Origin of the sequence: Demequina pelophila (assembly GCF_000971175.1) — a bacterium.
Taxonomy (GTDB): domain Bacteria; phylum Actinomycetota; class Actinomycetes; order Actinomycetales; family Demequinaceae; genus Demequina; species Demequina pelophila.
Genome location: NZ_BBLY01000005.1, coordinates 227,047 through 249,336, shown reverse-complemented (window position 1 = coordinate 249,336; position 22,290 = coordinate 227,047). Strand labels below are relative to the sequence as shown.

The 22,290-nt window shown below is 73.2% G+C and carries 21 protein-coding genes; 10 read left to right on the top strand and 11 right to left on the bottom strand.

What is annotated here, in order from left to right; genetic code table 11:
- Positions 1–53 precede the first annotated feature (53 nt).
- From AOM03_RS09125 to AOM03_RS09110, 4 genes are all read left to right on the top strand, one after another.
- Complete coding sequence (locus AOM03_RS09125) at positions 54–299, top strand: ribbon-helix-helix domain-containing protein (protein WP_062380554.1); 246 nt, start codon at positions 54–56, stop codon at positions 297–299.
- Positions 296–652, top strand: coding sequence for a type II toxin-antitoxin system PemK/MazF family toxin (locus tag AOM03_RS09120; RefSeq protein ID WP_062380551.1), 357 nt, complete (start codon positions 296–298; stop codon positions 650–652). The genes AOM03_RS09125 and AOM03_RS09120 overlap by 4 nt, the downstream gene beginning before the upstream one ends.
- 85 nt (positions 653–737) lie before the next feature.
- On the top strand, positions 738–1,775 hold the full coding sequence (gene tsaD / locus AOM03_RS09115; protein WP_156157692.1) for a tRNA (adenosine(37)-N6)-threonylcarbamoyltransferase complex transferase subunit TsaD: 1,038 nt from the start codon (positions 738–740) through the stop codon (positions 1,773–1,775).
- Positions 1,775–3,490 (top strand): glycoside hydrolase family 3 N-terminal domain-containing protein, encoded by a 1,716-nt coding sequence (locus tag AOM03_RS09110; RefSeq protein WP_062380546.1) that lies wholly within the window; start codon positions 1,775–1,777, stop codon positions 3,488–3,490. Before tsaD ends, AOM03_RS09110 begins: the two co-directional genes overlap by 1 nt.
- On the opposite strand, the gene AOM03_RS09105 is transcribed toward AOM03_RS09110, so the two are convergent.
- Both AOM03_RS09105 and AOM03_RS09100 read right to left on the bottom strand, forming a co-directional pair.
- Positions 3,487–4,656 carry a THUMP-like domain-containing protein gene (locus tag AOM03_RS09105; protein WP_062380544.1) on the bottom strand — a complete coding sequence of 390 codons (1,170 nt, stop codon included), beginning with the start codon at positions 4,654–4,656 and terminating at the stop codon, positions 3,487–3,489. The two genes, AOM03_RS09110 and AOM03_RS09105, sit on opposite strands and share 4 nt — an antisense overlap.
- A gap of 70 nt (positions 4,657–4,726) precedes the next feature.
- Complete coding sequence (locus AOM03_RS09100; protein ID WP_082092290.1) at positions 4,727–7,162, bottom strand: vWA domain-containing protein; 2,436 nt, start codon at positions 7,160–7,162, stop codon at positions 4,727–4,729.
- Between the two features lie 320 nt (positions 7,163–7,482).
- Here AOM03_RS09100 and groES point away from each other — a divergent pair, with 320 nt between their 5' ends.
- Entirely contained in the window at positions 7,483–7,776 is a 294-nt protein-coding gene (gene groES, locus AOM03_RS09095; protein ID WP_062380540.1) for a co-chaperone GroES, read from the top strand.
- A 136-nt stretch (positions 7,777–7,912) separates the two neighbouring features.
- On the opposite strand, the gene AOM03_RS09090 is transcribed toward groES, so the two are convergent.
- A complete protein-coding gene (locus AOM03_RS09090; RefSeq protein WP_062380538.1) occupies positions 7,913–8,203 on the bottom strand; it encodes a WhiB family transcriptional regulator in 291 nt (96 codons plus the stop codon).
- A 217-nt stretch (positions 8,204–8,420) separates the two neighbouring features.
- Between AOM03_RS09090 and guaB the strand changes: the two genes are divergently transcribed.
- Entirely contained in the window at positions 8,421–9,932 is a 1,512-nt protein-coding gene (gene guaB, locus AOM03_RS09085) for an IMP dehydrogenase (protein WP_062380536.1), read from the top strand.
- 3 nt (positions 9,933–9,935) lie between these two features.
- Complete coding sequence (locus AOM03_RS09080) at positions 9,936–10,685, top strand: TSUP family transporter (protein WP_062380534.1); 750 nt, start codon at positions 9,936–9,938, stop codon at positions 10,683–10,685.
- Positions 10,686–10,722: 37 nt separating this feature from the next.
- On the opposite strand, the gene AOM03_RS09075 is transcribed toward AOM03_RS09080, so the two are convergent.
- Positions 10,723–11,985, bottom strand: a complete 1,263-nt coding sequence (locus AOM03_RS09075; protein WP_062380532.1) for a Glu/Leu/Phe/Val family dehydrogenase — start codon at positions 11,983–11,985, stop codon at positions 10,723–10,725.
- A 75-nt stretch (positions 11,986–12,060) separates the two neighbouring features.
- The gene (locus AOM03_RS09070) at positions 12,061–12,825 is read right to left on the bottom strand and encodes an exonuclease domain-containing protein (RefSeq protein WP_062380530.1); all 765 of its coding nucleotides are present in this window, start codon (positions 12,823–12,825) and stop codon (positions 12,061–12,063) included.
- A 110-nt stretch (positions 12,826–12,935) separates the two neighbouring features.
- Between AOM03_RS09070 and AOM03_RS09065 the strand changes: the two genes are divergently transcribed.
- Entirely contained in the window at positions 12,936–14,060 is a 1,125-nt protein-coding gene (locus AOM03_RS09065; RefSeq protein ID WP_062380528.1) for a GuaB3 family IMP dehydrogenase-related protein, read from the top strand.
- A gap of 161 nt (positions 14,061–14,221) precedes the next feature.
- Here the strand turns inward: AOM03_RS09065 and AOM03_RS09060 are convergent, their stop codons facing one another.
- From AOM03_RS09060 to AOM03_RS09045, 4 genes are all read right to left on the bottom strand, one after another.
- Positions 14,222–16,099: an ABC-F family ATP-binding cassette domain-containing protein gene (locus AOM03_RS09060; protein WP_062380526.1), complete on the bottom strand. Its 1,878-nt coding sequence runs from the start codon at positions 16,097–16,099 to the stop codon at positions 14,222–14,224.
- A gap of 190 nt (positions 16,100–16,289) precedes the next feature.
- Entirely contained in the window at positions 16,290–17,294 is a 1,005-nt protein-coding gene (locus AOM03_RS09055) for an ArsA family ATPase (protein WP_062380524.1), read from the bottom strand.
- On the bottom strand, positions 17,285–17,563 hold the full coding sequence (locus tag AOM03_RS09050) for a cory-CC-star protein (RefSeq protein ID WP_062380522.1): 279 nt from the start codon (positions 17,561–17,563) through the stop codon (positions 17,285–17,287). The genes AOM03_RS09055 and AOM03_RS09050 overlap by 10 nt, the downstream gene beginning before the upstream one ends.
- Complete coding sequence (locus AOM03_RS09045) at positions 17,553–19,262, bottom strand: carbon starvation CstA family protein (protein WP_062380801.1); 1,710 nt, start codon at positions 19,260–19,262, stop codon at positions 17,553–17,555. Before AOM03_RS09045 ends, AOM03_RS09050 begins: the two co-directional genes overlap by 11 nt.
- Before the next feature lie 278 nt (positions 19,263–19,540).
- On the opposite strand from AOM03_RS09045, the gene AOM03_RS09040 reads away from it, so the two are divergent.
- Complete coding sequence (locus AOM03_RS09040; protein ID WP_062380520.1) at positions 19,541–19,927, top strand: DUF3054 domain-containing protein; 387 nt, start codon at positions 19,541–19,543, stop codon at positions 19,925–19,927.
- Positions 19,928–19,929: 2 nt separating this feature from the next.
- Positions 19,930–20,625, top strand: a complete 696-nt coding sequence (locus tag AOM03_RS09035) for a glutamine amidotransferase-related protein (protein ID WP_062380518.1) — start codon at positions 19,930–19,932, stop codon at positions 20,623–20,625.
- A gap of 131 nt (positions 20,626–20,756) precedes the next feature.
- On the opposite strand, the gene AOM03_RS09030 is transcribed toward AOM03_RS09035, so the two are convergent.
- Both AOM03_RS09030 and AOM03_RS09025 read right to left on the bottom strand, forming a co-directional pair.
- Positions 20,757–21,050 carry a hypothetical protein gene (locus AOM03_RS09030; RefSeq protein WP_062380516.1) on the bottom strand — a complete coding sequence of 98 codons (294 nt, stop codon included), beginning with the start codon at positions 21,048–21,050 and terminating at the stop codon, positions 20,757–20,759.
- 113 nt (positions 21,051–21,163) lie between these two features.
- Positions 21,164–22,123 carry a zinc-binding dehydrogenase gene (locus tag AOM03_RS09025; RefSeq protein WP_062380514.1) on the bottom strand — a complete coding sequence of 320 codons (960 nt, stop codon included), beginning with the start codon at positions 22,121–22,123 and terminating at the stop codon, positions 21,164–21,166.
- Positions 22,124–22,290: the final 167 nt, after the last annotated feature.

The window sequence follows — 22,290 nt, the reverse complement described above, 5'->3', positions numbered from 1 at the left end:
GGAGGCCATCCACAGGCCTTGCCGCCGCGGTATGACCGGGTGATACTCGAGGGGTGAAGACCGCGATCTCCGTGCCCGACCCCATCTTCGACCAGGTCACGCGACGCGCCGCCGAGCTCGGGGTGAGCCGCTCGGAGTTCTTCGCGACGGCCGCCCGGCGGTATCTGCGCGAACTCGACGACGCGGGCGTGACCGCGCGCATCGACAGCGTGCTCGAACGGGTGGCGATCGCCCAGGACGAGTCGACGAGGTTCGTCGCCGACGCCGGGCGCGCGCTGTTCGACCGCGAGGACTGGTGAGCACGCCTGCACGCGTCGCCCGTGGCGGCGTCCATTGGGCGGACCTGGGCCCCGTCTCCGGAAGCGCGCCCGCGCGCCGCCGGCCGGTGGTCGTGGTGCAGGCGGACGCCTACAACCGCTCCCGACTCGGCACGGTCGCGGTGGCGGGCATCACCACGAACACGGCGCTGGCGGACCTGCCCGGCAACGTGTTCCTTCCCGCGGCCGCCGCGGGGCTCTCCAAGGACTCGTGCGTCAACGTCACGGCACTGGTCGCCGTCGACCGGCGCGCCCTCGACGACGAGGTCGGCAGGATCCCGGAGCACCTGATGGAACGCGTGGACGCGGGCCTGCGAGGACTCCTGGGCCTTTGAGCATGCCTGGACCGCTGAGCATGCCTGGACCGCTGAGCATGCCTGGACTTCTGAGCACGGGACGCTGCACGACTACAGTGGTCGCGTGGCTTTGGTATTGGGACTCGAGAGCACCTGCGATGAGACGGGCGTGGCGCTCGTCGACGACGGCGAGCTGCTCGCGGACGTCGTCGCCTCGTCGATGGACGAGCACGCCCGCTTCGGCGGCATCGTGCCGGAGGTGGCCTCGCGAGCCCACCTCGACGCGGTCCTGCCCACGCTCGACGCGGCGCTGACGCGCGCCGGCCGCACTCTGTCCGATGTGGATGCCGTCGCGGTCGCCGCGGGCCCGGGCCTGGTGGGCTCGCTCACCGTGGGCGTCGCGGCCGCGAAGGCGCTCGCGCTCGGGCTCGGCCGCCCGCTCTACGGCGTCAACCACGTGATCGGGCACGCCGCCGTCGACCAGCTGGTCCACGGCCGCTTCCCCGACCGCACCATGGCGCTGGTGGTCTCGGGCGGCCACACCTCGCTGCTGCTGGTGAACGACATCGCGACCGACGTCACCGAGCTGGGCCACACCCTCGACGACGCGGCGGGCGAGGCCTTCGACAAGGTGGGCCGCCTGCTGGGCCTGCCGTACCCCGGCGGCCCGCACGTCGACCGGCTCGCGCGCGAGGGCGACCCGGAGGCGATCCCGTTCCCGCGCGGCCTCAGCCGCCCCAAGGACATGGTCAACCACGCCTACGACTTCTCCTTCTCCGGCCTCAAGACCGCGGTCGCGCGCTGGGTCGAGGCCCGCCGCGACGCGGGCCAGGAGGTGCCGGTGAACGATGTGGCGGCCAGCTTCGCGGCGGCCGTCGCCGACGTCCTGGTCACCAAGACCCTCAACGCGTGCCGCGAGCACGACGTCGACACGCTCGTCATCGGCGGCGGCTTCTCCGCGAACAGCCAGCTGCGCGAGCTCGCGCAGGCACGCGGCGAGGCCGCGGGCATCGACGTGCGCATCCCGCCGCTGCGCTACTGCACCGACAACGGGGCGATGATCGCGGCGCTCGGCTCCGCCGTGGTCGAGCGTGGCGTCAAGCCGAGCACGCTGCACATCGGCGTGGACTCCTCGATGCCGCTGTCGACCATCACGGTCTGATGCGCCGCGCGGGGAACCGCGCCCGGCTCTCCCGGATCGCGGCGGGCCTGGCGTTCGGCGCGGCCGCGCTCGCGGGGTGCACCGCTGGCGGTGACGGCGATCGGGTTCACGGCGAGTCGGGTGCCGCGGGCTCTGAAGGCGCGCCCGTCGCCGGTGAGAACTCGCGAACTCAGCCCGCGATCGTCGCCCCCACCGTGGCCGCGCGCGTCCCGGGAGAGGTGCCCACCGTGGCCGGCCCGCGCATCGGCTTCCACCCGACCGCCGAAGAGTGGGGCGTGGCGCTCGAGGCCGCGCGCGGGCTCACGCTGTCCGAGGCCGCGGGTCAGGTGATCGTCGCGGCGGTGAGCGCGCCCGACCCGGAGGCGGCGCGCGCGCTCGTCGCGGACCACCACCTGGGCGGCGTCATCCTCATGGGCGGCGCGGTCACCGACGCCCAAGGAGTGAGTGCGCTGACTACCGCGGTTGCGAGCGCCGACGACCGCGACTGGCCCGTGTGGATCGCCACGGACGAGGAGGGCGGTCCGGTGTCGCGCCTGGCCGGGGTCGTCCGGCCCATGCCGGCGTTCATGGCGGCCGGCGCCGCGCGCGACAAGGACGCGGTGACCGCCGCGTACGCGGGCCTGGGCCGTGACCTGCACGCGCTGGGCATCAACGTCGACTTCGCGCCGGTGGCGGACGTGACCATCGGACTCGCGGACCCCATCATCCGTACGCGGTCGGCGGGATCGGATCCGACAGCCGTGGGCGAGACCGTGGTCGCGGCGTCGACGGGCTTCGCGCACGGCGGCGTCGTCCCGGTCATCAAGCACTTCCCCGGGCACGGCTCCGTCACCACCGACTCGCACCACGACCTCCCCGTGCAGGAGCGGTCGGTCGAGGAGATCCTCGACACCGACGTCGCGCCCTTCGCGACGGCGATCGACGCGGGCGCGCCGGTGGTGATGATGGGTCACATCGCGATTCCCGAGTGGGGCGCGGAGCCGGCGACCCTCGAGCCCGCGGCGTACGCGCACCTGCGCGAGGAGCTGGGATTCGACGGCGTGGTGGTGACGGACGCGCTCAACATGGGCGCGATCGCCAACCACCACGGCGCCGGCGAGGCGGCCGTGATGGCGCTCGCGGCCGGCGCGGACACGCTGCTCATGCCCGCCTCCGTCAACGGCGCGATCGAGGGCATCGTGGAGGCCGTCGAGTCCGGGCGCCTGGACCGCGCCCGCCTCGACGAGGCCGCCGCGCGGACCATCGCGCTCATGCGCTGGGCCGGGGGCATCGAGCCGGGCGACCCTGCCGTGCTCGAGGGGGACGCGCTCGCGGACCTGTTCGCCGGCGACTACGCGCGCGCTCTCGCGGCAGCTGGCGCCACCGTCGCGACCGCGGACTGCTCGGCGCCGCTCGTGGGGGAGGCGGCGACCGTGACCGGGGGCACCGACGCGCAGCGGGCGACCCTCGAGGCGGCGCTCGAGGCGCGCGGGGTCGCGCTCGGCGGCGGCGCATCGGTGCGCCTCATCGCCTCCGGCACGACCGCCGCGACGGCGGACGTGGTGGTCGTCCTGGGCGACCCGTGGCACCTGGACCGTTCCGACGCCGGAGCCTATGTGGCGCTGTACGGGCGCACCGCATCGGCCCTCGAGGGGCTCGCCGACGTCCTCACCGGCGCGGTGCCCCCGGGCGGCGACTGGCCGGTCGACCTCGACCTGCCCTGGCCCGCCTGCTAGACGGGCTCGACCAGAAGCGCCGCGTGGCGGCCGTCGAGCCGCGTGAGCACGAGCGTCGCGGCGGCGTCGCCCTTGAGCGCGAGGCGTGGGCGCAGCTGTTCGGGCGTGAGGTCGACGCCGCGCTTCTTGATCTCCACGCGGCCCACGCCCCGGGCCCGCAGGTCGCGCTTGAGCACCTTCACATCGAGCGGGAGGCGATCGAGGACGCGGTAGGCGCGCGCGAACGGTGTCGCGGCGGGGGAGTCCGTGGTCAGATACGCGATCTGGGGGTCCACGAGGCGGGCGCCAATGTGGTCGGCCAGGACCCCCACGAGGCCCGCACGGATGACGGCGCCGTCGGGCTCGAGCAGGTACTCGCCCAGGTCGCCCGCGTCGGCGCGGTGCGTGTCGCCGGCGATCTCGTGGGCCTCGTCGCCGCGCAGCACGAGCGCGGCGTGGCCCTCCCGCCGCGCGGCCGCACCGGCCCACAGCCCCACCTCGACCACGTCGCCATCCACCGAGACCCACTGGGCCTCCATGCCCGGCGGGACGGCCTCGTGCGGAAGGCCCGGGCCCGCCTTGACGCCGAGCGCGGCCACGCCGTGGCGCAGGTCGAGCACGGCGTCGAGGGGAGGGGAGTAGTCGGCGGGGTCGTGCCGGCGGCCGCGGGCCGTGCGGCGCGCGGGGTCGGCGAAGACGGCGTCGACCTCGTGGCGCGCGAGCGCCGCGAGCGAGTCCGCGTTCTCCACCGTCGCGTGCGGATACGGCGCGAGGTTGTGGGCGGCGAGCACGGCGGTGCCGGGGTCGAGCTCGAAGGCCACCACGCCGATGCCGCGTTCGGCGAGCGCGAGCGCGTCGAGCCCGAGCCCGCACGTGAGGTCCGCGACCAGGCGGCTGCCCGCCTCCTCGAACCGGTCCGCGTGGAGCGCGGCCACCCGGGCGCGCGTCGCCTGCTCGAGGCCGGCGCGGGACAGGGCCAGCGCGTCGGCCCGGGGCCCCAGCCGGGTCCGTGCCTGGGCGCGCAGCGAGGCGAGGGTCATGGCCGCCGCGACGAGCGCGCCGTCGTGGCCCTCCCGGCGCAGGCGCTCGCCGGTGCGCAGCTCCTCGCTCGGAGGGAGATCGCGCAGGCGCTCGGCCAGGGCGAGGCACGCGTCGCTCACCGTGAGGCGCGCGGTGTCGAGGTCCATGCGCGCATCCTCTCAGGTGCGCGGGGCGAGTCGGGTGCGCGGGGCGACGCGCGGCCTGCGCCGCCCGGGGTCAGTCGCGGGCCGGCACCGGGTCGTCGTCCGTCGGGAGGGGTGCGTCCTCGGCGGGCTCGATCGGTTCGTCGGTGGGGCGCGCCGCGCCCTTCGTGGGTTGCGCCTGCTCGGCAGGCCCCTCCGCATCGGTCGACCGCCGCGCCGGTGAGGGCCCGTGGTCCGGCACCTGGTCGGCCGGCCACGCCGCGGTGGGCGCGCGCCGGGCGCTCGCGGGCCGGAGCGGCTGCACTGGATCCTCGTCGCGGGGGCCCGTGAACGGGTAGGAGAAGAACTGGTCCTGCCGGACGGGGCTGTCGTCCTCGGGCTCGAAGACGTCGCCGCTGGCCGGGCCGCCCGGGGTCGCGGGCAGCGGCAGCGCGGCGGGGGCGTGCCGCGGGCGGCGCTTCCGCTTGTCCTTGGCCGGGCGCTCGCCGCCTGGGACCGTGTCGCCGTCCACCGGATCCCCGTCGGCCGGCTCTGCCGGGACGTCGGGCGCGCCGGGCCGGCGCCGTCGCACCAGGATCCACCCTCCGAGGGCCGCGCCGAGCAGGGCGAGGACGCCGAGGGCGGCCAGGACGCCCACTCCGCCCGCTCCCGTCGAGGCCTGGGCGAAGGTGGCGGAGAAGGCGACCGGCGTGGTGCGCACCTCGTCGGTACCGGCGCCGCGGAGCTCGACCACGAACGTGCCGGCGGCAAGTCCGTCCGCGACGGCCGCGGACCGCAGGGTGAGCGCGATGGTGCCCTGCTCGCCGGGGCCGAGGTCGAGGCACTCCGGGTCAGCCGCCACGGTGACGGCGCCGGCGCCCTGCGGCGCCTGGTCGGCGGCTACGGGTGCGACGCACGCGGACGTCGCACCGGCGTCGGCGCCACGGATCGTGAGCGTCGCGGTGGACTCGCGCGTGCCGGTGAGCGCGGGGAAGTCCAGGGTTGCCGTCTCCACCGTGGGGAACCCGCTCGGGATCGCCGTAGGGAGGTCGGCGTGGCCGTAGACGGCCGCCAGGGCGGTCCCGCTCGCGGTCGTGGCCGTGGCCTCGACATGGAGCGCGAGCGTCGCCGGCACCTCGTCGCCGGTGGGGGTGATGGTCGCCTCGTAGGCGCCGCTCTCGGTCGGCGTCAGCGCGAGTGGCTCGCCGTCGAGGGTGGCGGCGACGTCAAGAGACCCGTACACGGACGTGTCGATCGGCAGGCCCTTCGACAGGAAGGCGACCGACACGATGCTGGGCTCGCCGACCAGCAGACCCGTCTCGGGTCCGACGATCGCGACCGTCGCGTCCCAGAAGTAGAAGGCGCTCACCTGCGACGGCGCGACGCCGGCGCCCAGCGCCAGGCTCCATTCGCCCACGGCCTCGTCATCCTGCGGGAGGGCGATGTCGACGGTGGTCAGACCCTCGTTCCGGGCCACGGTGATCGCCGCGGTGCCGAGCGCGGCCTCGCCCGCGGCGAGGGCGGCGGCGTCGCCGGACGGCCCGGTCAGTGTGGCCGAGTCGCCCAGGTCCTGGTCGAGCACCAGGCGGACGCGGGAGACGCCCCGGTCGACGGGGAAGTCGAACGACTCGTCTGTGCATGCGTCGCCCGTGCAGTCGATCGTGGTGCCCAGCGAGCCCTGTTCGATGAGCGCGCCGGCCTGCGCGAAGGTCGCGCGCAGCGCGTCGACGTTCGACGCCGCGAGGTAGGCGCCGATGGCGGCCCCGGCGGGGATCGGCGCGGTGCCGCACGTCTCGGCGCCGCCCGTGCCCTCGGCGATCGCCTGCAGTCGCAGCCGGTCCTGCTCCGTCACGGAGCCCTCGCCGTCCTGGGTGAACAGCGCGAGCGCGATCACCGCGATCCCATCGGCACGCACGCCGTCGACGATCCCGTTGGGGGTGCACATCGACTGGAAGGCGTCCTCCGTGGCGGTGCCGTCTCCGGCGGCGTCCTGGACGTCGAGGCCGCCGTCCGTGAACCAGAGCATGAGCTTGCAGGTGCTGCCGTCGAGCTGGGCCGCGCGGTCGTTGAGTGACGACTGGGCGTCCTGCAGCGCCGCGCGGTAGTCGGTGTAGGCGCCGTCCTCGCGCTGGGGCAGGGTCTGGCGGGCCTCGCTGCGCAGCGCATCGGCGTGGTCGCCGGCGACGTCGCCCCAGCCCACATGCTGCTCGTAGGAGGCGGCGAACGTTGCCAGCGAAGCCTCGACCGTGGCGTTCTCGTCGGCCGCCGCGAGGGACACCAGCGAGTCGATCGCCGTCTCGATCGCGCCCACGCGCTGATCGTCGGGGTCGGTGTAGCGCAGGCTTCCCGAGGCGTCGACGACGATCGCCGCGAGCACCGTGTCGGACTGCGCGGCGCAGCCGGCCACCTGGGCGAAGGCCTCGGAACCGGCGTCGCTGACATCGTCCGCATGCGCGGCGGTCGGCAGGGCGGCCAGCAGGATCGCGGTGGCCATGGCTGCGACGAGCGCGGGCCACCGGGGTGCGCTCATCCTGCTGATTCCGACTCTCACGATGCCGTCCTCGTCCCCTCAGACGCCGACCCTCACCGGCGTTCTCGTAGTGTGACGCAGGACTTCTGTCTTGGGTAGAGGTGCTGTCCTGTATGCGAGGTATGTCCGGGTGATGTTGGTCACGTTGGGGTTCGTGCCGAGCGTTCAACTCCCGCTGTTAGCACTCTCGCGCCCAGAGTGCTAAGTTGTTCGTGCTCGCAAGAGTGCGGTTCCGATCCGCTTGACCCCCGCGACGGCAGGTGGGCCACCGGGCCGCTCAATCGTGTATTCGCTTTCGACGATGGAAGGTGAGGTCCGCTGTGTCGGTCTCCATCAAGCCTCTTGAGGACAAGGTCGTGATCAAGGCCGCTGCCGCCGAGACGACGACCGCGTCCGGTCTCGTGATCCCGGACACCGCGAAGGAGAAGCCCCAGGAGGGCGAGGTCGTCGCGGTCGGCCCGGGTCGTATCGACGACAACGGCAACCGCGTCCCGGTCGACGTCAAGGAAGGCGACCGGGTCATCTACAGCAAGTACGGCGGCACCGAGGTCAAGTACGCCGGCGAGGAGTACCTGATCCTCTCCGCGCGCGACCTGCTCGCGGTCGTCGGCTAACTGCCAGACTCCACGGACGGGCCCCGAGGCGTTTCGCCTCGGGGCCCGTTCTGCTGTCCGAGGCGTTCTGTCGTCCGGGCCGTGCGGCGGGACGATGCGAGGGCCGGCCCGTGCATCGTCCCTGGTGGTGCGGGGCCTAGCTGGCCTTGCGCAGCCTCCCCGCGAGCATCGCGTGGCGCTCGTCCTCGCTGAGGCCGCCCCACACGCCGAACGGCTCGCGCGCCATGAGCGAGCGCTCGCGGCAGAGGTCGAGCACGGGGCAGTGGGCGCAGAACTCCTTCGCGTTCTCGGCCCGGCGGCGCCTCGCGGCGCCACGCTCGCCCTCCGGGTGGAAGAAGAGGTCCGGGTCGGCGCCGCGGCAGGCGCCCTCGTATTGCCATTCCCACTGGTCCTGCGTGGGCGCGGGCAGTTTCGCGACCGATTCCATCGGTGGCCTCCTTCGTGGCGGGGGTCGGGCGGCGCTCCCGGCCACGCTGCCGGTCGCGCCACATTTGTTGCGGACTACTCTCAATCGGGACCCCAGCGGGCCACGGCCCAGGGCCTCGACCTCCCCCTACTGACATTCATAACACCGTCAGCGATGTCTAGGGTAGTCCTAATTGTCCTGGTCTTTGACCACTGCATCCGCGGCTTAGGATGACCCCATGGCGGCCCATGACAGCGATCCCTTCGGCTTCACCGGACTCACCTACGACGACGTTCTGCTGCTCCCCGGTGAGAGCGACGTCATCCCGTCCGAGGTCGATACCACCACGCAACTGACGCGCGGCATCTCCGTCGCCGTCCCGCTCCTCAGCGCCGCGATGGACACTGTGACCGAGGCGCGGATGGCCATCGCGCTCGCCCGCCTGGGCGGCCTGGGCGTGCTCCACCGCAACCTCTCGATCGAGGACCAGGCGCATCAGGTCGAGATCGTCAAGCGCTCCGAGTCGGGCATGATCACGGACCCCGTCACGGTGGGCCCGGACGTCACGCTCGCCGAGCTCGACGCGCTGTGCGGCAAGTACCGCGTGTCCGGCCTGCCCGTGGTCGACGAGGACAACCGCCTGCTGGGCATCATCACCAACCGCGACCTGCGCTTCGTCGCCCCGTCCGAGTTCGCGACCCGCCTGGTGCGCGACCAGATGACGCCGATGCCCCTGGTGACCGCCCGCGAGGGCGTCTCCAACGCCGAGGCCGCCGAGCTGCTCGCCAAGCACCGCATCGAGAAGCTTCCGCTCGTCGACGCGGACGGCCGCCTCACCGGCCTCATCACCGTCAAGGACTTCGTCAAGACCGAGAAGTACCCGCAGGCCTCCAAGGACGCGGAGGCGCGCCTGCGCGTCGCCGCCGCGGTGGGCTTCTACGGCGACGCCTGGGAGCGCGCGACCGCCCTGGTCGACGCCGAGGTCGACGCGCTCGTGGTCGACACCGCCCACGGCCACGCGCGCAAGATGATCGAGATGATCCAGCGCCTCAAGTCCGACCCGGCGACGGCGCACGTGCAGGTGATCGGCGGCAACGTCGCCACCCGCGAGGGCGCACAGGCGCTCGTCGACGCTGGCGTCGACGCCGTCAAGGTGGGCGTGGGGCCTGGCTCCATCTGCACCACCCGCGTGGTCGCGGGCGTGGGCGTGCCCCAGGTCACCGCCGTCCACGAGGCGTGGAAGGCCGCCGGCCCCGCCGGCGTGCCCGTCATCGCCGACGGCGGCCTCCAGTACTCCGGCGACATCGCCAAGGCCATGGTGGCCGGCGCATCGTCCGTCATGCTCGGCTCGCTGTTCGCCGGCTGCGCCGAGACCCCCGGCGACCTGGTGCTGGTCAACGGCAAGCAGTTCAAGACCTACCGCGGCATGGGCTCGATGGGCGCCATGGCCTCGCGCGGCCGCGTCTCCTACTCCAAGGACCGCTACTTCCAGGCCGACGCGCCCAGCGACGACGACCTCATCCCCGAGGGCATCGAGGGGCGCGTGCCCTACAAGGGCCCGCTGTCCTCCGTGGTCCGCCAGCTGGTGGGCGGCCTGGGCCAGTCGATGTTCTACGTGGGCGCCCGATCGATCCCCGAGCTGCAAGCAAAGGGCAAGTTCGTCCGCATCACGCCCGCGGGCCTCAAGGAGTCCCACCCCCACGACGTCCAGATCACCGTCGAGGCGCCCAACTACTCCGGCCGCGGATAGTCGTTGGAACTCACCTGGCACGCGCTCGCGCTGCTCGCGGTCGTCGCGCTGGTCGCCGGGTTCCTCGACACGCTCGCCGGCGGGGGAGGGCTGCTCACGCTGCCCGCCCTGCTGCTCGCGGGCGTCCCGCCGCTCGCCGCGCTGGGCACCAACAAGCTGCAGGGGTCGTTCGGCACGGGCATGGCGACGTGGCAGGTCCTGCGGCGCCGCCGGGTGAGATGGGCCGATGCACGGTGGCCGATGCTCTGGGCCTTCCTGGGGTCGGCGGCCGGGTCGGTTCTCATCCAGTTCGTGCACGCCGACGACCTGCGCGTCATCATCCCCGTGGTGCTCGCGTGCATCGCCGCGTACTTCGCCTTCGTGCCCAAGGCGCACGAGCCGCCGGGGCACGAGCGGCTCACCGCGGCGCCGTACGAGGCCTCCGTGGTGCCGGCGATCGGCGCGTACGACGGGGCCTTCGGGCCGGGCACGGGCTCGCTGTTCGCGGTGGCCGGCGTGACGCTGCGCAACTACGACCTGGTGCGCTCGACCGCCGCGGCCAAGACGCTGAACTTCGCCACCAACGTGGCCTCGCTGCTGGTGTTCGCGCTCGCGGGGAAGATGGTGTGGGCGGTAGGCGCGGTGATGATCGCGGGGCAGCTCGTCGGCGCCTACGCGGGCTCGCACGTGCTGTTCCGGGTCAAGCCCATCGTGCTGCGCGTGCTCATCGTGGTGATGAGCGTGGGCATGCTGGCGCGCTACCTCATGGGGTGACGTGCTCTCCTGACCGTTCGGGCGGGCGTTCCGTCCGTCAGGGGTAGAGCCCGCGGAGCTGGTGCGCCTCCGAGACCCGGCGCACCGCGAGGGCCGTGGCGGCGGCGCGCAGGCTGAGCTCGTGCACCGCGGCGTACTCGCTCACGTCCCGCCACGCGCGCTCCATGCGCTCCTCGAGCCGGTCGTTCACGTCCCGCTCGCTCCACTGGTACGCCTGGTTGGCCTGAGCCCACTCGAAGTAGGAGACCACCACGCCGCCCGCGTTGGCGAGGATGTCCGGAACCACCAGGACCCCGCTCTGGGCGAGGATCGCATCGGCCGCCTCCGTGGTGGGGCCGTTGGCGCCCTCGACCACGATCGACGCCCGCACGTCGCCCGCGTTGTCGGCGGTGAGGACGCCCTCGACCGCGGCCGGCACCACCACGTCGACGTCGCAGGTGAGGACCCCGCGCGGCTCGAACGGGTCGCCGCCGTCAAACCCGACCACGCTACCCGTGCGCTCGACGTGGGCCACGAGCCGCGCGATGTCGAGGCCCTCGTGGGCGAAGACCGCGCCGTCGACGTCGCTGACGGCGCGGATGGTCACGCCCATGCCGGCCAGGTAGCGCGCCGCGCCCAGGCCCACCTTGCCGAAGCCCTGGATGGCCGCGCTGGCGGCCTTGGGGTCGATGCCGCGCGACGCCATCGCGAGCGCCGCGATGTGTGCGACGCCGCGGGAGGTGGCGCCGGCACGGCCGTACGAGCCACCCAGGCTCACGGGCTTGCCGGTGACGCAGCCGGGCACCGTGTGGCCCACGGACGCGGAGTACGTGTCCATGATCCACGCCATCTCCCGCTCGCTGGTGCCGAAGTCGGGTGCGGGGATGTCCATCTCCGGCCCGATGATGGGCAGGATCTCCGAGGTGTACCGCCGCGTGACGCGCTCGAGCTCCGCGTGGGAGTGCGCGCGCGGGTCGATCGCCACGCCGCCCTTGGCGCCTCCGTAGGGCACGTCGACCAGCGCGCACTTCCAGGTCATCCACATGGCGAGCGCGCGCACCTCGTCGAGGTCGACCGCGGTCGAGTAGCGCAGGCCGCCCTTCGCGGGCCCGCGCGAGAAGTTGTGCTGGACGCGGAAGCCCGAGTACACGGCGATGGAGCCGTCGTCCCGGCGCAGCGGGACGCTCACGAGCATCTCGCGGCGCGGGGTGGCGAGCATCTGGTGGATGCCGTCGGTGTAGCCCAGGTGGGCGACCGCGGCGGAGAGCTGGGCGTGCGCGTCGGCGAGCGGGCCGGAGCCCGGCGGGGTGGACCACGTCATCGTGACCTCCGAGTCGATTCTGGCCTCGACCCTATCGGGGGTGCGGGTTGCTGCGGACCGGCACGCCCGACGGGCTCAGCCGAGCAGGGTGCCCTGGGCGTCGGGGGCGTCGTCGGAGCCGCCCGGTGCCTGGGCGAGCGCGAGCGGCCAGCGCGGGTCGGGCAGGTCGTCGGTGGTGCCTTTGGACTTCAGCCAGGCGCCGAATTTCACGGCCCAGTCTCGGTAGGCCGCGACCTGCAGGTCGTGGATCGAATCCAGCGGCGTCTGGGTCATGACCGGATAGGCGGCCGCGAGGGCGTGGACCAGTTCGAGCGTGGCGAGGACGTCCGCGTCCGCGGCGTGCAGGTCGTCGGCCACGACCGGCACCGCGTACAGCGTGCACAGGTCGATGAGCTTGCGCTTGCCCTTGCGGTAGCGGTCGAGCTTGCGGTCCAGGACCAGCGGGTCGATGACGGGGCGGATTTCCCGGGCGGGCAGGCGCGAGGCGAGCGACGGCAGCCCGTGGCGCGCGAGCTCGGTCTCGAGGATGGTGATGTCGAACTGAGCGTTGAACGCGACGAGGGGGCTGCCCTCGGCGAGGGTCGCGGCGAGCACGGCGGCGATCTCCTCGAGCGCCTGCGCCGGTGCGGCGCCGTGCGCGCGGGCGTGCTCCGTGGTGATGCCGTGCACCGCCGCGGCCGCCTCGGGGATCTCCACGCCCGGGTCGATGAGCCACGTGCGCGTGCTCACCTCCTTGCCCCGGCGCGTGATGATCGCCGCCGTGACGATGCGGTCGTGCGCCGTGCGCACGCCGGTCGTCTCCGTGTCGAAGCCCACCATGGTCTCGTCGAGCCAGCTCATGGTCCTACCCTCGCACGCGCCTCCGACATCCCCGACCAGGTGGGCCGATGCACGGAGGCCCCGGCGCATCGTCCCCGGTCGATGTCGGGGGTGGGGGATAGGGTTGGCCCGTGAGCAACGAGATCGAGATCGGCCGCAACAAGCGCGGCCGCCGGGCCTACTCCTTCGACGACATCGCGGTGGTGCCCTCGCGGCGCACGCGCGACCCGAAGGTCGTGAGCCTCGCGTGGCAGATCGACGCATTCCGTTTCGACATCCCCGTGATCGGCGCGCCCATGGACTCGGTGATGAGCCCGGCGACGGCGATCGCGCTCGGCGAGGCCGGCGGCCTGGGCGTGCTCGACCTCGAGGGCCTGTGGACCCGCTACGAGGACCCGACGGCGCTGTTCGAGGAGATCGCGGGCCTGGAGCCCGCGGTCGCGACCGCGCGCATGCAGGAGATCTACCGCGAGCCCATCAAGGCGGAGCTCATCACGGCGCGACTGCAGGAGATCCGCGCCGCGGGCGTGGTGGTCGCCGGCGCGCTGTCCCCGCAGCGCACCCAGGAGTTCTACGAGACGGTGCTCAAGGCGGGCGTGGACCTGTTCGTGATCCGCGGCACCACCGTGAGCGCCGAGCACGTCTCCGACGGCGCCGAGCCGCTCAACCTCAAGAAGTTCATCTACGACCTCGACGTCCCCGTGATCGTGGGCGGTGCGTCGACCTACCAGGCGGCCCTGCACCTCATGCGCACGGGCGCGGCGGGCGTGCTCGTGGGCTTCGGCGGCGGCGCGGCGCAGACGACGCGCACCACGCTGGGGATCCACGCGCCGATGGCGACCGCGGTGTCGGACGTGGCGGCCGCGCGCCGCGACTACCTCGACGAGTCGGGCGGCCGGTACGTGCACGTCATCGCCGACGGCGGCCTGGGCCGCTCGGGCGACATCGTCAAGGCGTTCGCCTGCGGTGCGGACGCGATCATGCTGGGCGCGGCGCTCGCGCGCGCGCAGGAGGCCCCGGGTCGCGGCGTCCACTGGGGTGCCGAGGCCTACCACCACGAGCTGCCGCGCGGCGAGCGCGTCCAGGTGGGCTCGGTGGGGCCGCTGCAGGAGGTGCTCTTCGGGCCCGGCACGCACGCGGACGGCACGTCGAACCTCATGGGCGCGCTGCGTCGGTCGATGGCCACCACCGGCTACTCGGACCTCAAGGAGTTCCAGCGCGTCGACCTGGTGGTGAGCCCGTACCAGGCGGGCTGATTCAGCGGGTCTCCGCCTGGCCTCGGTCCGCTGCTTGGCAGGGGCGCCTGCGCCGTTGCGGCGCACCACCGCGTTGCGGGTAGGTGGTGGTCGCTTTCGGCAGGTCCATGCGCGTGAGGGGTCGGTGGTTGTCGTTGAGCCCTGTCTAGGGGCGGCGCCGCTCAGCCGAGGCGTTCGGACAGGTCCAGCCAGCGCTCCTCGAGCTCGTCGGTCTCGGCCTCGTACTCCTTGAGCGTCTTCATGAAGGTGGCGAGGCCGGCGAAGTCCGACTGGTCGTGCATGACCATCTCGTTGTGCGTGCCCTCGGTCAGCTCGGTGAGCTTGGCCATGCGGCGCTCGACCGCCTTGAGCTCCTTCTCGGCCTCGCGCCGCTCGGCGCCGGACAGCGCGGGCGCGGCGGCCGGTGCCTCCATCGCGCCAGGGAATGCGGCACGGACGGTGGCCGCGGCATCGTCGCTAGTTCCGGCGCCCGTGGTGGCGCCCGCGCTCGAAACCGCCCCGGCGCCGAACGTGCCGATCCCGGCCCGGGCCGCGCGCCGGGCCCGCGAGATCTCGACGTACTCGTCGACGCCGCCGGGCAGGTGGCGCAGGCCTCCGTCCATCACCGCGAACTGGGTGTCCGTGATGCGCTCCATGAGGTAGCGGTCGTGGCTGACCACGATCAGCGTGCCCGGCCACGCATCCAGCAGGTCCTCGAGCGCGGCGAGCATATCCGTGTCGAGGTCGTTGGTGGGCTCGTCCAGGACCAGCACGTTCGGCTCGCTCAGCAGCACCACGAGCAGCTGCAGGCGGCGCCGCTGCCCGCCGGACAGGCGCCCCACGGGGGTCTTGAGCTGGGCGGACGTGAAGCCCATGCGCTCGAGCAGCTGCCCCGGCGTCATCTCCTGGCCGTCGGAGAGCGTGATCGAGGAGAAGTTCTTGACGACCGCGGAGACGCGCTCGTCGGCATGCTCCTCGAGCTCCGCGAGCTGCTGGCTCAGCTGCGCGACGCGCACCGTGATGCCGGTCTTGACCCGGCCGGACGTGGGCTCCTGCTCGCCCGTCACCAGGCGCAGGAGCGTCGACTTGCCGGCGCCGTTCTCGCCCAGCAGGCCGATGCGGTCGCCCGGCCCGATGTTCCAGTCCAGGTCGCGCAGCACCTCGTGCTCGCCGTACGTCACACCCACCCGGACCAGCTCGACCACGTCCTTGCCCAGGCGGGCGGCGGCCATGCGGTGGAGCTTCACGGAGTCGCGGATGGGCGGCACGTCCGCGATGAGCGCGTTGGCCGCGTCGATGCGGAACTTGGGCTTCGAGGTGCGGGCCGGCGCGCCGCGGCGCAGCCAGGCCAGCTCCTTGCGCATGAGGTTCTGCCTCTTGCTCTCGGTGGCCGCCGCGATCCGGTCGCGCTCGACGCGCTGGAGCACGTACGCGGCGTATCCGCCCTCGTACATGTCGACCTCGCCGTCGTGGACCTCCCACGTGCGGGTGGTGACCTCGTCGAGGAACCAGCGGTCGTGGGTCACGACGAGCAGCGCGCCCTGCTTGGCGGGCCAGCGGCGCTTGAGGTGCTCGGCGAGCCAGGTGACTCCCTCGACGTCGAGGTGGTTGGTCGGCTCGTCGAGGAAGATCGCGTCGTGGTCGCCCACGAGCACGTGCGCGAGCGCGACGCGGCGCTGCTGGCCTCCGGACAGGTCGCCCACGATCGCCTCCGCGGGCAGGTCCGGGACCAGGCCGGACATGATGTCGCGGATACGGGGGTCGGCGGCCCACTCGTGCTCGTCGAGGTCACCCACGATCGCCTGCGCGACGGTGAGCGCCGTGTCGACGTGGTCGGACTGGTCGAGGACGCCGATGCGCGTGCCCCGCGCGATGGTCACGCGGCCGTCGTGGGGCGTCAGCCGCCCGGCGAGGATCTTCATGAGGCTCGACTTGCCCGCGCCGTTCGCGCCGACGATGCCGATGCGGTCGCCGTCGTCGAGCCCGACGGAGATGGAGCCCAGGACGGTGCCGGTGCCGAAGTCGAGGTGCAGCGCCTCGGCGCCAAGAAGATGAGCCACCCGGCGATTTTAGTCGGGCCCCGCTCCCGCGGACACTCGACGTCACCTGTCCACACAGCCACCCCGAATCCGGGCGCGAAATTGCTGATATCGGCGCGACACGCCGCCGACACGCCGGGACCTGTGTGGAGAGGCGTAGAAACCCGGTGGAGGGGTGATCTGAGGGGCGGCGTGATGGGGGCGGGACGCGCTACACGCCCGCCCCGAGGTGGCGGCCGATGCGCTCGAGACCCTCCGCGCCGACCACGTCGCCTCCCAGCAGGGGCACCTGGGTGACGGGCAGTCCCGGCAGGCGCTCCCGGAGGGTGCCCAGGTGCGCCTCCTCCGAGGCGCGCTTCGCGGCCAGGAGGTCCCCCGCATCGGCCGGGGAGCGTCGGTTCACCACGAGCGCGGCGAGGTCGACTCCCGTGGCGGAGAGCTGCTCGGCCAGTTCGATGGTCTCGAGCACGGGCAGGCGCTCGGCGGCGAGGACCGCGACGAAGGACGTGTGGCGGGCATCCGTGAGCCGGTCGCGCAGCCGGGCCAGGCGGGAGGCGCGGGCGACCAGCAGGTCGCGCAGCTCGCGATCGCGCGCGGCGCGACCGTCCTGCGGATCGGGTTCGGACCGGCCCGCCCGGCCCGACTCGCGCGCCAACGCGGCCGCGGGGTCGAGCGCCTGCGCCGCGGCCCCCAGCCGAGCGGAGGCGTCGCGGCGCTCGAGCAGCGCATCGGTCCACGCCGTCATGGTCTCGGGGAGGGACAGCAGCCGGGTGGTGTGGCCGGAGGGTGCCGTGTCGAGCACGACGAGGTCGTAGGCGTCGTCGAGGACCACCTCGGTGAGGCGCTCGAGGATCGCGGACTCGTGGGTGCCCGGGGCCTGGCGCACCAGGTCCAGGTGGCGTTCCACCTGGCCGTGGAGGTGCTCGGGCATCATCCGGCGGAGCGTCGCGCCCACGCGGGACAGGTGCCGCTCGGTCGTCGCGGCCGGGTCGATCTCGATGGCCGTGAGCCCGGCCTCGATCTGGGCGCCGCGGTCGCCGATGTCGGCGAGCCAGAGGTGCCCGAGGTTGTGGGCCGGGTCGGAGGAGACGAGCAGGACGCGCGCGCCCTCCCGGGCGCGGGCCAGGGCGAGCGCGGAGCTGACGGCGGTCTTGCCCACGCCGCCCTTCCCGCCGACGACGATGACGCGGCGCTCGCGGGCCAGGTCTAGCAGCATGAGAGGTGATCCATGGGGGAGCGCTCGAGCCCCATGCGCGTGTGCCACGCATGCATGTCCTCGAGCAGGAGCGGGAGGAGCTCCGCGGACTCGTACGCGGCGGGGCTGGGGATGCCGAGCGCCTCGGACGCGACGAGGAGGCGGAACAGGTCGTCTTCGTCGCGCTGGGCGCGCGCGAGGGTGGTGCGGTAGGGCAGGGCGTACGCGCTGGTCAGGGTGGCGTTCAGCGAACGCCACCCTGACCGTAGGCGGGAGACGTCAGGCGCCATGCACCGGGTCGAGGACGGGCTCCTCGTCGGGGTCGATCTCGCCGGCCTTGCGGGCGCGGTACGCGCCAGCCATGGCCGCGACGGCCTCGACGATGACCCACAGGGCCGCGACGAGGATCACGAGGTCGAGGGTGAACAGCAGCCAGTTCTGCGCCGTGAAGAACGTGCCGAGCTGCACGATGAGCGCGTACGTGGACATGGTGAGCAGGAACACGAGCGGCACCAGGACCGGCCAGACGGGGCGGCCCTTCTTCAGCAGGATGACCGTGATCACCGACAGGGTGAGGCCGGCCAGCAGCTGGTTGGTGGTGCCGAACAGCGGCCAGATGATCATGCCGCCCGAGCCGTCGCCCGAGGCGCCGAAGGACAGGCCCAGCGCCACCGCGAGCGCGATGACCGTGGCGACCACCTTGCCGATCTTGAACCCGAGCAGGTCGCCGGCCTCCTGGACCACGAAGCGCTGGAGGCGCACGCCGGTGTCCATGGTGGTCGCGGCGAACAGCACCGCCATGGTCGCGAGGATGGTGGCCGCGAGGCCGGCCGGGATGCCCAGGCCCGCGTTGACGATCGACGCGCCGCCCTGGACGAAGGCGCCGATGCCGCCCGCGTTGAACGCCGAGTAGATCGCCTCCCAGTCCGCGAGGGTCTGGAAGCCGGCGGTGGTGGCGATGATCGCGCCGAGGGCGAGGAGGCCCTCGCCGATGGCGCCGAAGTAGCCGACGAAGCGGGCGTCGGTGTCCTTGTTCAGCTGCTTGGCCGTGGTGCCCGAGGCGACGGTGCCGTGGAAGCCGGAGATGGCGCCGCAGGCGATGGTCACGAACAGCAGCGGCACGATGGACGGGGTGCCCTCGGGCACCGCGGAGTTGAACGCGGGGGCCACGACGGTGGGCGTCGCGATCAGCACGGACGCGTAGAGGATGCCCAGCCCGATGAACAGCTGGACGCCGTTGATGTAGTCGCGCGGCTGGAGCAGGACCCACACGGGCAGCATCGACGCGATGCCGGCGTACAGGAACAGGGTGAGGATCCAGAACGAGGCGACGGGCAGGCCCAGCACGGTCTCGGGCAGCGACACCGGGAAGCGATCGCCCACGAGGATGAGGCTGTACAGCGCGGTGACGCCGATGACCGTGGTGACCACCAGGTTGATGCGCCAGCGGTAGATCATCTGGCCCACGATCAGCGCCACGACCAGCGCGCCCCACGTGGGGATCACCGCGGTGGGCGTGGAGATGAGCAGCTTGGAGATGACCACCGCGAAGGCCGAGTTGACCATGAGCAGCAGCAGGAAGATCACCACGAGGAACAGCGCCCGGCCGCGGCTGCCGATGTACCGGCCCGACAGCATGCCGATCGACTTGCCCTTGTTGCGCGTCGAGGCCCACAGCGCGCCCAGGTCGTGCATGCCGGCGAAGAAGACGGTGCCGAGCGTCACCCACAGGAAGGCGGGCACCCAGCCCCAGATCACCGCGACGGCGGGTCCGACGATGGGCGCCGCGCCCGCGACGGAGGTGAAGTGGTGGCCCCACAGCACCAGCTTGTTGGTGGGGACGTAGTCGACGCCGTCCTCGAGCTCGTGCGCGGGGGTGGTGTGCCGGTCGTCGAGGGCGTAGACCTTCTTGCCCAGGAACTTGGAGTACAGGAAGTAACCGCCTGCCATCATCGCCAGGCCGATCACCGCGAGGAACAAGGAATTCATGAACACTCCGGGTGTAGTTGTCATCGTTGACGGGCCTCACGCTACTCCTGGGAGCGGCTCCTGAGGTACCCCCTTGTGCGCGCGATTCGACCGGTATATGGCCTGGTTGCTCCCTTCTGTCAGGGTTGTGCGCCCGAGTGCGCCCGGCTCCCGCGGACACTCCGCACGGACTGGCGGGCGACACCCCGGCCGCAACCCGCGCATCGGCCCTCGCGACCGGCGTGTCGGATCCGCATCCGTGCGCAGTGTCCAGGGGTGGGCGCGGCTAGGCTCGGCCCATGAACGTCCGCCAGGCGGCAGCCGGCGCCGCGGCCCTCGACGCCGGCGTCATCGTGCTCTTCTCCGCGATCGGCCGCGCGAGTCACGACGAGGGGGTCCTGGGCGAGCACGGGCTCGGCCTCGCGACCACGGCGTGGCCGTTCCTCGCGGGCGGCGCGGCCGGCTGGCTGGTCGCTCGGGCCTGGAACGCGCCGTGCGACTGGCGGCGCGCCGGCGCCATCGTCTGGACCGCGACCCTCGCCGGCGGCATGGCGCTGCGCGCGGCCACGGGCCAGGGCGTGCAGGTCTCGTTCGTCGTGGTCGCGGGCACCTTCCTGGCCGCGGGGCTGCTGGGCTGGCGCGCGGTGTCCGGCGCCGTCGCGAAGCGCCGTGGGCTCAAGGCCTGACGATGCGCTGCGACGTCCTCCGCTTCGTCGCCTTCGAGGACCTGGGGGTCTGGGAGCCGGAGCTGCGCGCGCACGGCTTCGAGGTCCGGTACCTCGACGTGGGGGTGGACGATGCGCGGGAGGCCGCCGACGCCGACCTCGCCGTGGTCCTGGGCGCACCCATCGACGCGCCGGACTCGGCCACCTACCCCGTGCTCGACGAGGTGCGCGCGGTGCTCGAGGCGCGGCGCGACCGGCCGACCATCGGCGTGTGCCTGGGCGCGCAGCTCATGGCGCTGGTCGCGGGAGGGGAGGTGGGGTCCGGCACGCGTGAGGTGGGCTACGCGCCGGTGACGCTCACGGACGCCGGCCACGAGGGCCCGCTCGCCGCGCTCGATGGCGCGCCCGTGCTCCACTGGCACGCCGACACCTTCACGTTGCCCGACGGCGCGGTGCCGCTCGCCTCGACCGACGCCACCGCGCACCAGGCCTTCGCGCTGGGCCCGTGGCTCGCACTGCAGTTCCACCCCGAGGCGGACCCGGAGGCGATCGAGCGGTGGCTCATCGGGCACGCGGGCGACCTGCGCCGCTGGGGCGTCGACGTGCCGAGCCTGCGTCGCACGGCCCGCGAGGCGGGGGACGATGCGGCGGTCGCCGGGGTGCTGCTCATCCGGCGGTGGGTGCGAGAGAACGTGGGCGGCGGGCCTGGCGGCCCCTGACCGCGAGGCGGCCCGGCCTGGGCGCCGGCGCTGAACTGGCTCGCAAAAGACTGCGCGCGGGACGCCGGTCGTGGATTCCCACGTGGCGTCCCGCGCGCGGCAGGGTGCACGGCTCAGGGGAGCCCGACGAGTCAGTGCTCGTCGTAGTGGCCCTCGTGCTCGGCGTGGTGGTGGCCGTCGTGCACGTAGTCGGTGTGGTCGCCGTGCTGGACCGCCTCGTGGCCGCACTCGGCCTCGTGGCGGTGGGCGTGCTCCTCGGCGACGGCGTGGACGCCGTCGTGCTCGTCGACGTGGTCCTCGTGCACGTGGTGGACGTGACCGTCGTGGACGTAGTCGGTGTGGCCCTCGTGCTCGACGGTGGCGTGGCCGCAGTCGGCGCCGTGGCTGTGGGCGTGCTCGGCGTGGGTGACGTGCTCGACGGTCATGGGAGGCTCCCTGAGTTCGGTGACGTGATGCGGGCGGAGGCCCCGCCCACGGGAACGCTACGTCCGATCCTTGTGCCCCGCGACCGCAAAGGTCCCTTGCGCGTCGACAAATATCAGGTGGTGACGACGACCTTGCCAAAGTGCTGGCCCGACGCCACTCGCGCCACCGCGGCGCGCGCCTCCGCCAGCGAGAAGGTCGAGTCGATCGTGGGGCGCAGCCCGGTGCGGGCCAGGAACGCGAGCAGTGCCGCGAGGTCCTCGCGTGTGCCCATGGTGACGCCCTGGATGCGCAGCTCGTGGAAGAACACGCGGGTGAGCAGCGCGGGGTCCGGGTCGCCCGTGGTGTGGCCGGCGATCGCGATGGTGCCGCCGTTCTTCACGGATGCGATGGAGTGCTTCCAGGTGGCCTTGCCCACGGTCTCGAGCACCGCGTCGACGCGCTTGGGCAGCCGCGCCCCGGGCTCGACCGCGCCGACCGCACCCAGCTCCAGGGCCGCCTCCCGCTTGGCCTCCGAGCGCGAGGTGGCGAACACCTCGAGCCCCGCCGCGGCGCCCAGCGCGATCGCCGCGCTCGCGACCCCGCCGCCGGCGCCCTGCACCAGGACCGACTGTCCGGGCCTGAGGTCCGCGCCGTGGAAGAGCATGCGGTACGCGGTCAGCCATGCGGTGGGGAGGCACGCGGCCTCCTCGAAGCTGAGCTCCGCGGGCTTGGGGATGAGGTTCGCGGTGGGCACCGCGACCCGCTCGGCGAGGGTGCCGGAATACCGCTCGGACAGGATGGACCGCGGCTCGCGGGGGCCCACGCCGTGGCCGTCGGCACCGATCACGCCATGCACCACCACCTCGGTGCCGTCGGGAGTCACGCCGGCGGCGTCGCAGCCCAGGATCATGGGCAGCTGCGACTCCGCGAGCCCGACGCCGCGCAGCGACCACACGTCGTGGTGGTTGATGGAGGCCGCGCGCACATCGACCGTGGTCCAGTGCTCCCGGGCCTCGGGCTCGGGGCGGTCGCCGACGTCGAGGGCGTCGGCAGGGGAGTCGGGGGAGAAGCGGGCGGCGTAGGCGGCAAGCATGGTCTCAACCTACGGGCACCGTGGGGCGGGGTGCGAGGCCGCCGGACCCATGCATCGTCCCCGGACGCGGACACTCCGCACGGAAAGGGGGCCGACACGCCGGATCACCCGGCGCATCGGCCCCTCTCACGCGGCGTGTCGCCGCTCACTCCGTGCGGAGTGTCCGG

Bases quoted from the DNA above. Each gene is read 5' to 3' on its own strand.
- AOM03_RS09105 (WP_062380544.1), bottom strand. From the start codon at position 4,656: ATGGACCTCGACACCGCGCGCCTCACGGTGAGCGACGCGTGCCTCGCC.
- AOM03_RS09040 (WP_062380520.1), top strand. From the start codon at position 19,541: ATGAACGTCCGCCAGGCGGCAGCCGGCGCCGCGGCCCTCGACGCCGGC.
- AOM03_RS09070 (WP_062380530.1), bottom strand. From the start codon at position 12,825: ATGAGCTGGCTCGACGAGACCATGGTGGGCTTCGACACGGAGACGACC.
- AOM03_RS09075 (WP_062380532.1), bottom strand. From the start codon at position 11,985: ATGACGTGGTCCACCCCGCCGGGCTCCGGCCCGCTCGCCGACGCGCAC.
- AOM03_RS09025 (WP_062380514.1), bottom strand. From the start codon at position 22,123: ATGCTTGCCGCCTACGCCGCCCGCTTCTCCCCCGACTCCCCTGCCGAC.
- AOM03_RS09050 (WP_062380522.1), bottom strand. From the start codon at position 17,563: ATGGCGCCTGACGTCTCCCGCCTACGGTCAGGGTGGCGTTCGCTGAAC.
- AOM03_RS09110 (WP_062380546.1), top strand. From the start codon at position 1,775: ATGCGCCGCGCGGGGAACCGCGCCCGGCTCTCCCGGATCGCGGCGGGC.
- AOM03_RS09100 (WP_082092290.1), bottom strand. From the start codon at position 7,162: ATGAGCGCACCCCGGTGGCCCGCGCTCGTCGCAGCCATGGCCACCGCG.
- AOM03_RS09035 (WP_062380518.1), top strand. From the start codon at position 19,930: ATGCGCTGCGACGTCCTCCGCTTCGTCGCCTTCGAGGACCTGGGGGTC.
- AOM03_RS09090 (WP_062380538.1), bottom strand. From the start codon at position 8,203: ATGGAATCGGTCGCGAAACTGCCCGCGCCCACGCAGGACCAGTGGGAA.
- AOM03_RS09055 (WP_062380524.1), bottom strand. From the start codon at position 17,294: ATGCTGCTAGACCTGGCCCGCGAGCGCCGCGTCATCGTCGTCGGCGGG.
- AOM03_RS09045 (WP_062380801.1), bottom strand. From the start codon at position 19,262: ATGAATTCCTTGTTCCTCGCGGTGATCGGCCTGGCGATGATGGCAGGC.
- AOM03_RS09030 (WP_062380516.1), bottom strand. From the start codon at position 21,050: ATGACCGTCGAGCACGTCACCCACGCCGAGCACGCCCACAGCCACGGC.
- guaB (WP_062380536.1), top strand. From the start codon at position 8,421: ATGGCGGCCCATGACAGCGATCCCTTCGGCTTCACCGGACTCACCTAC.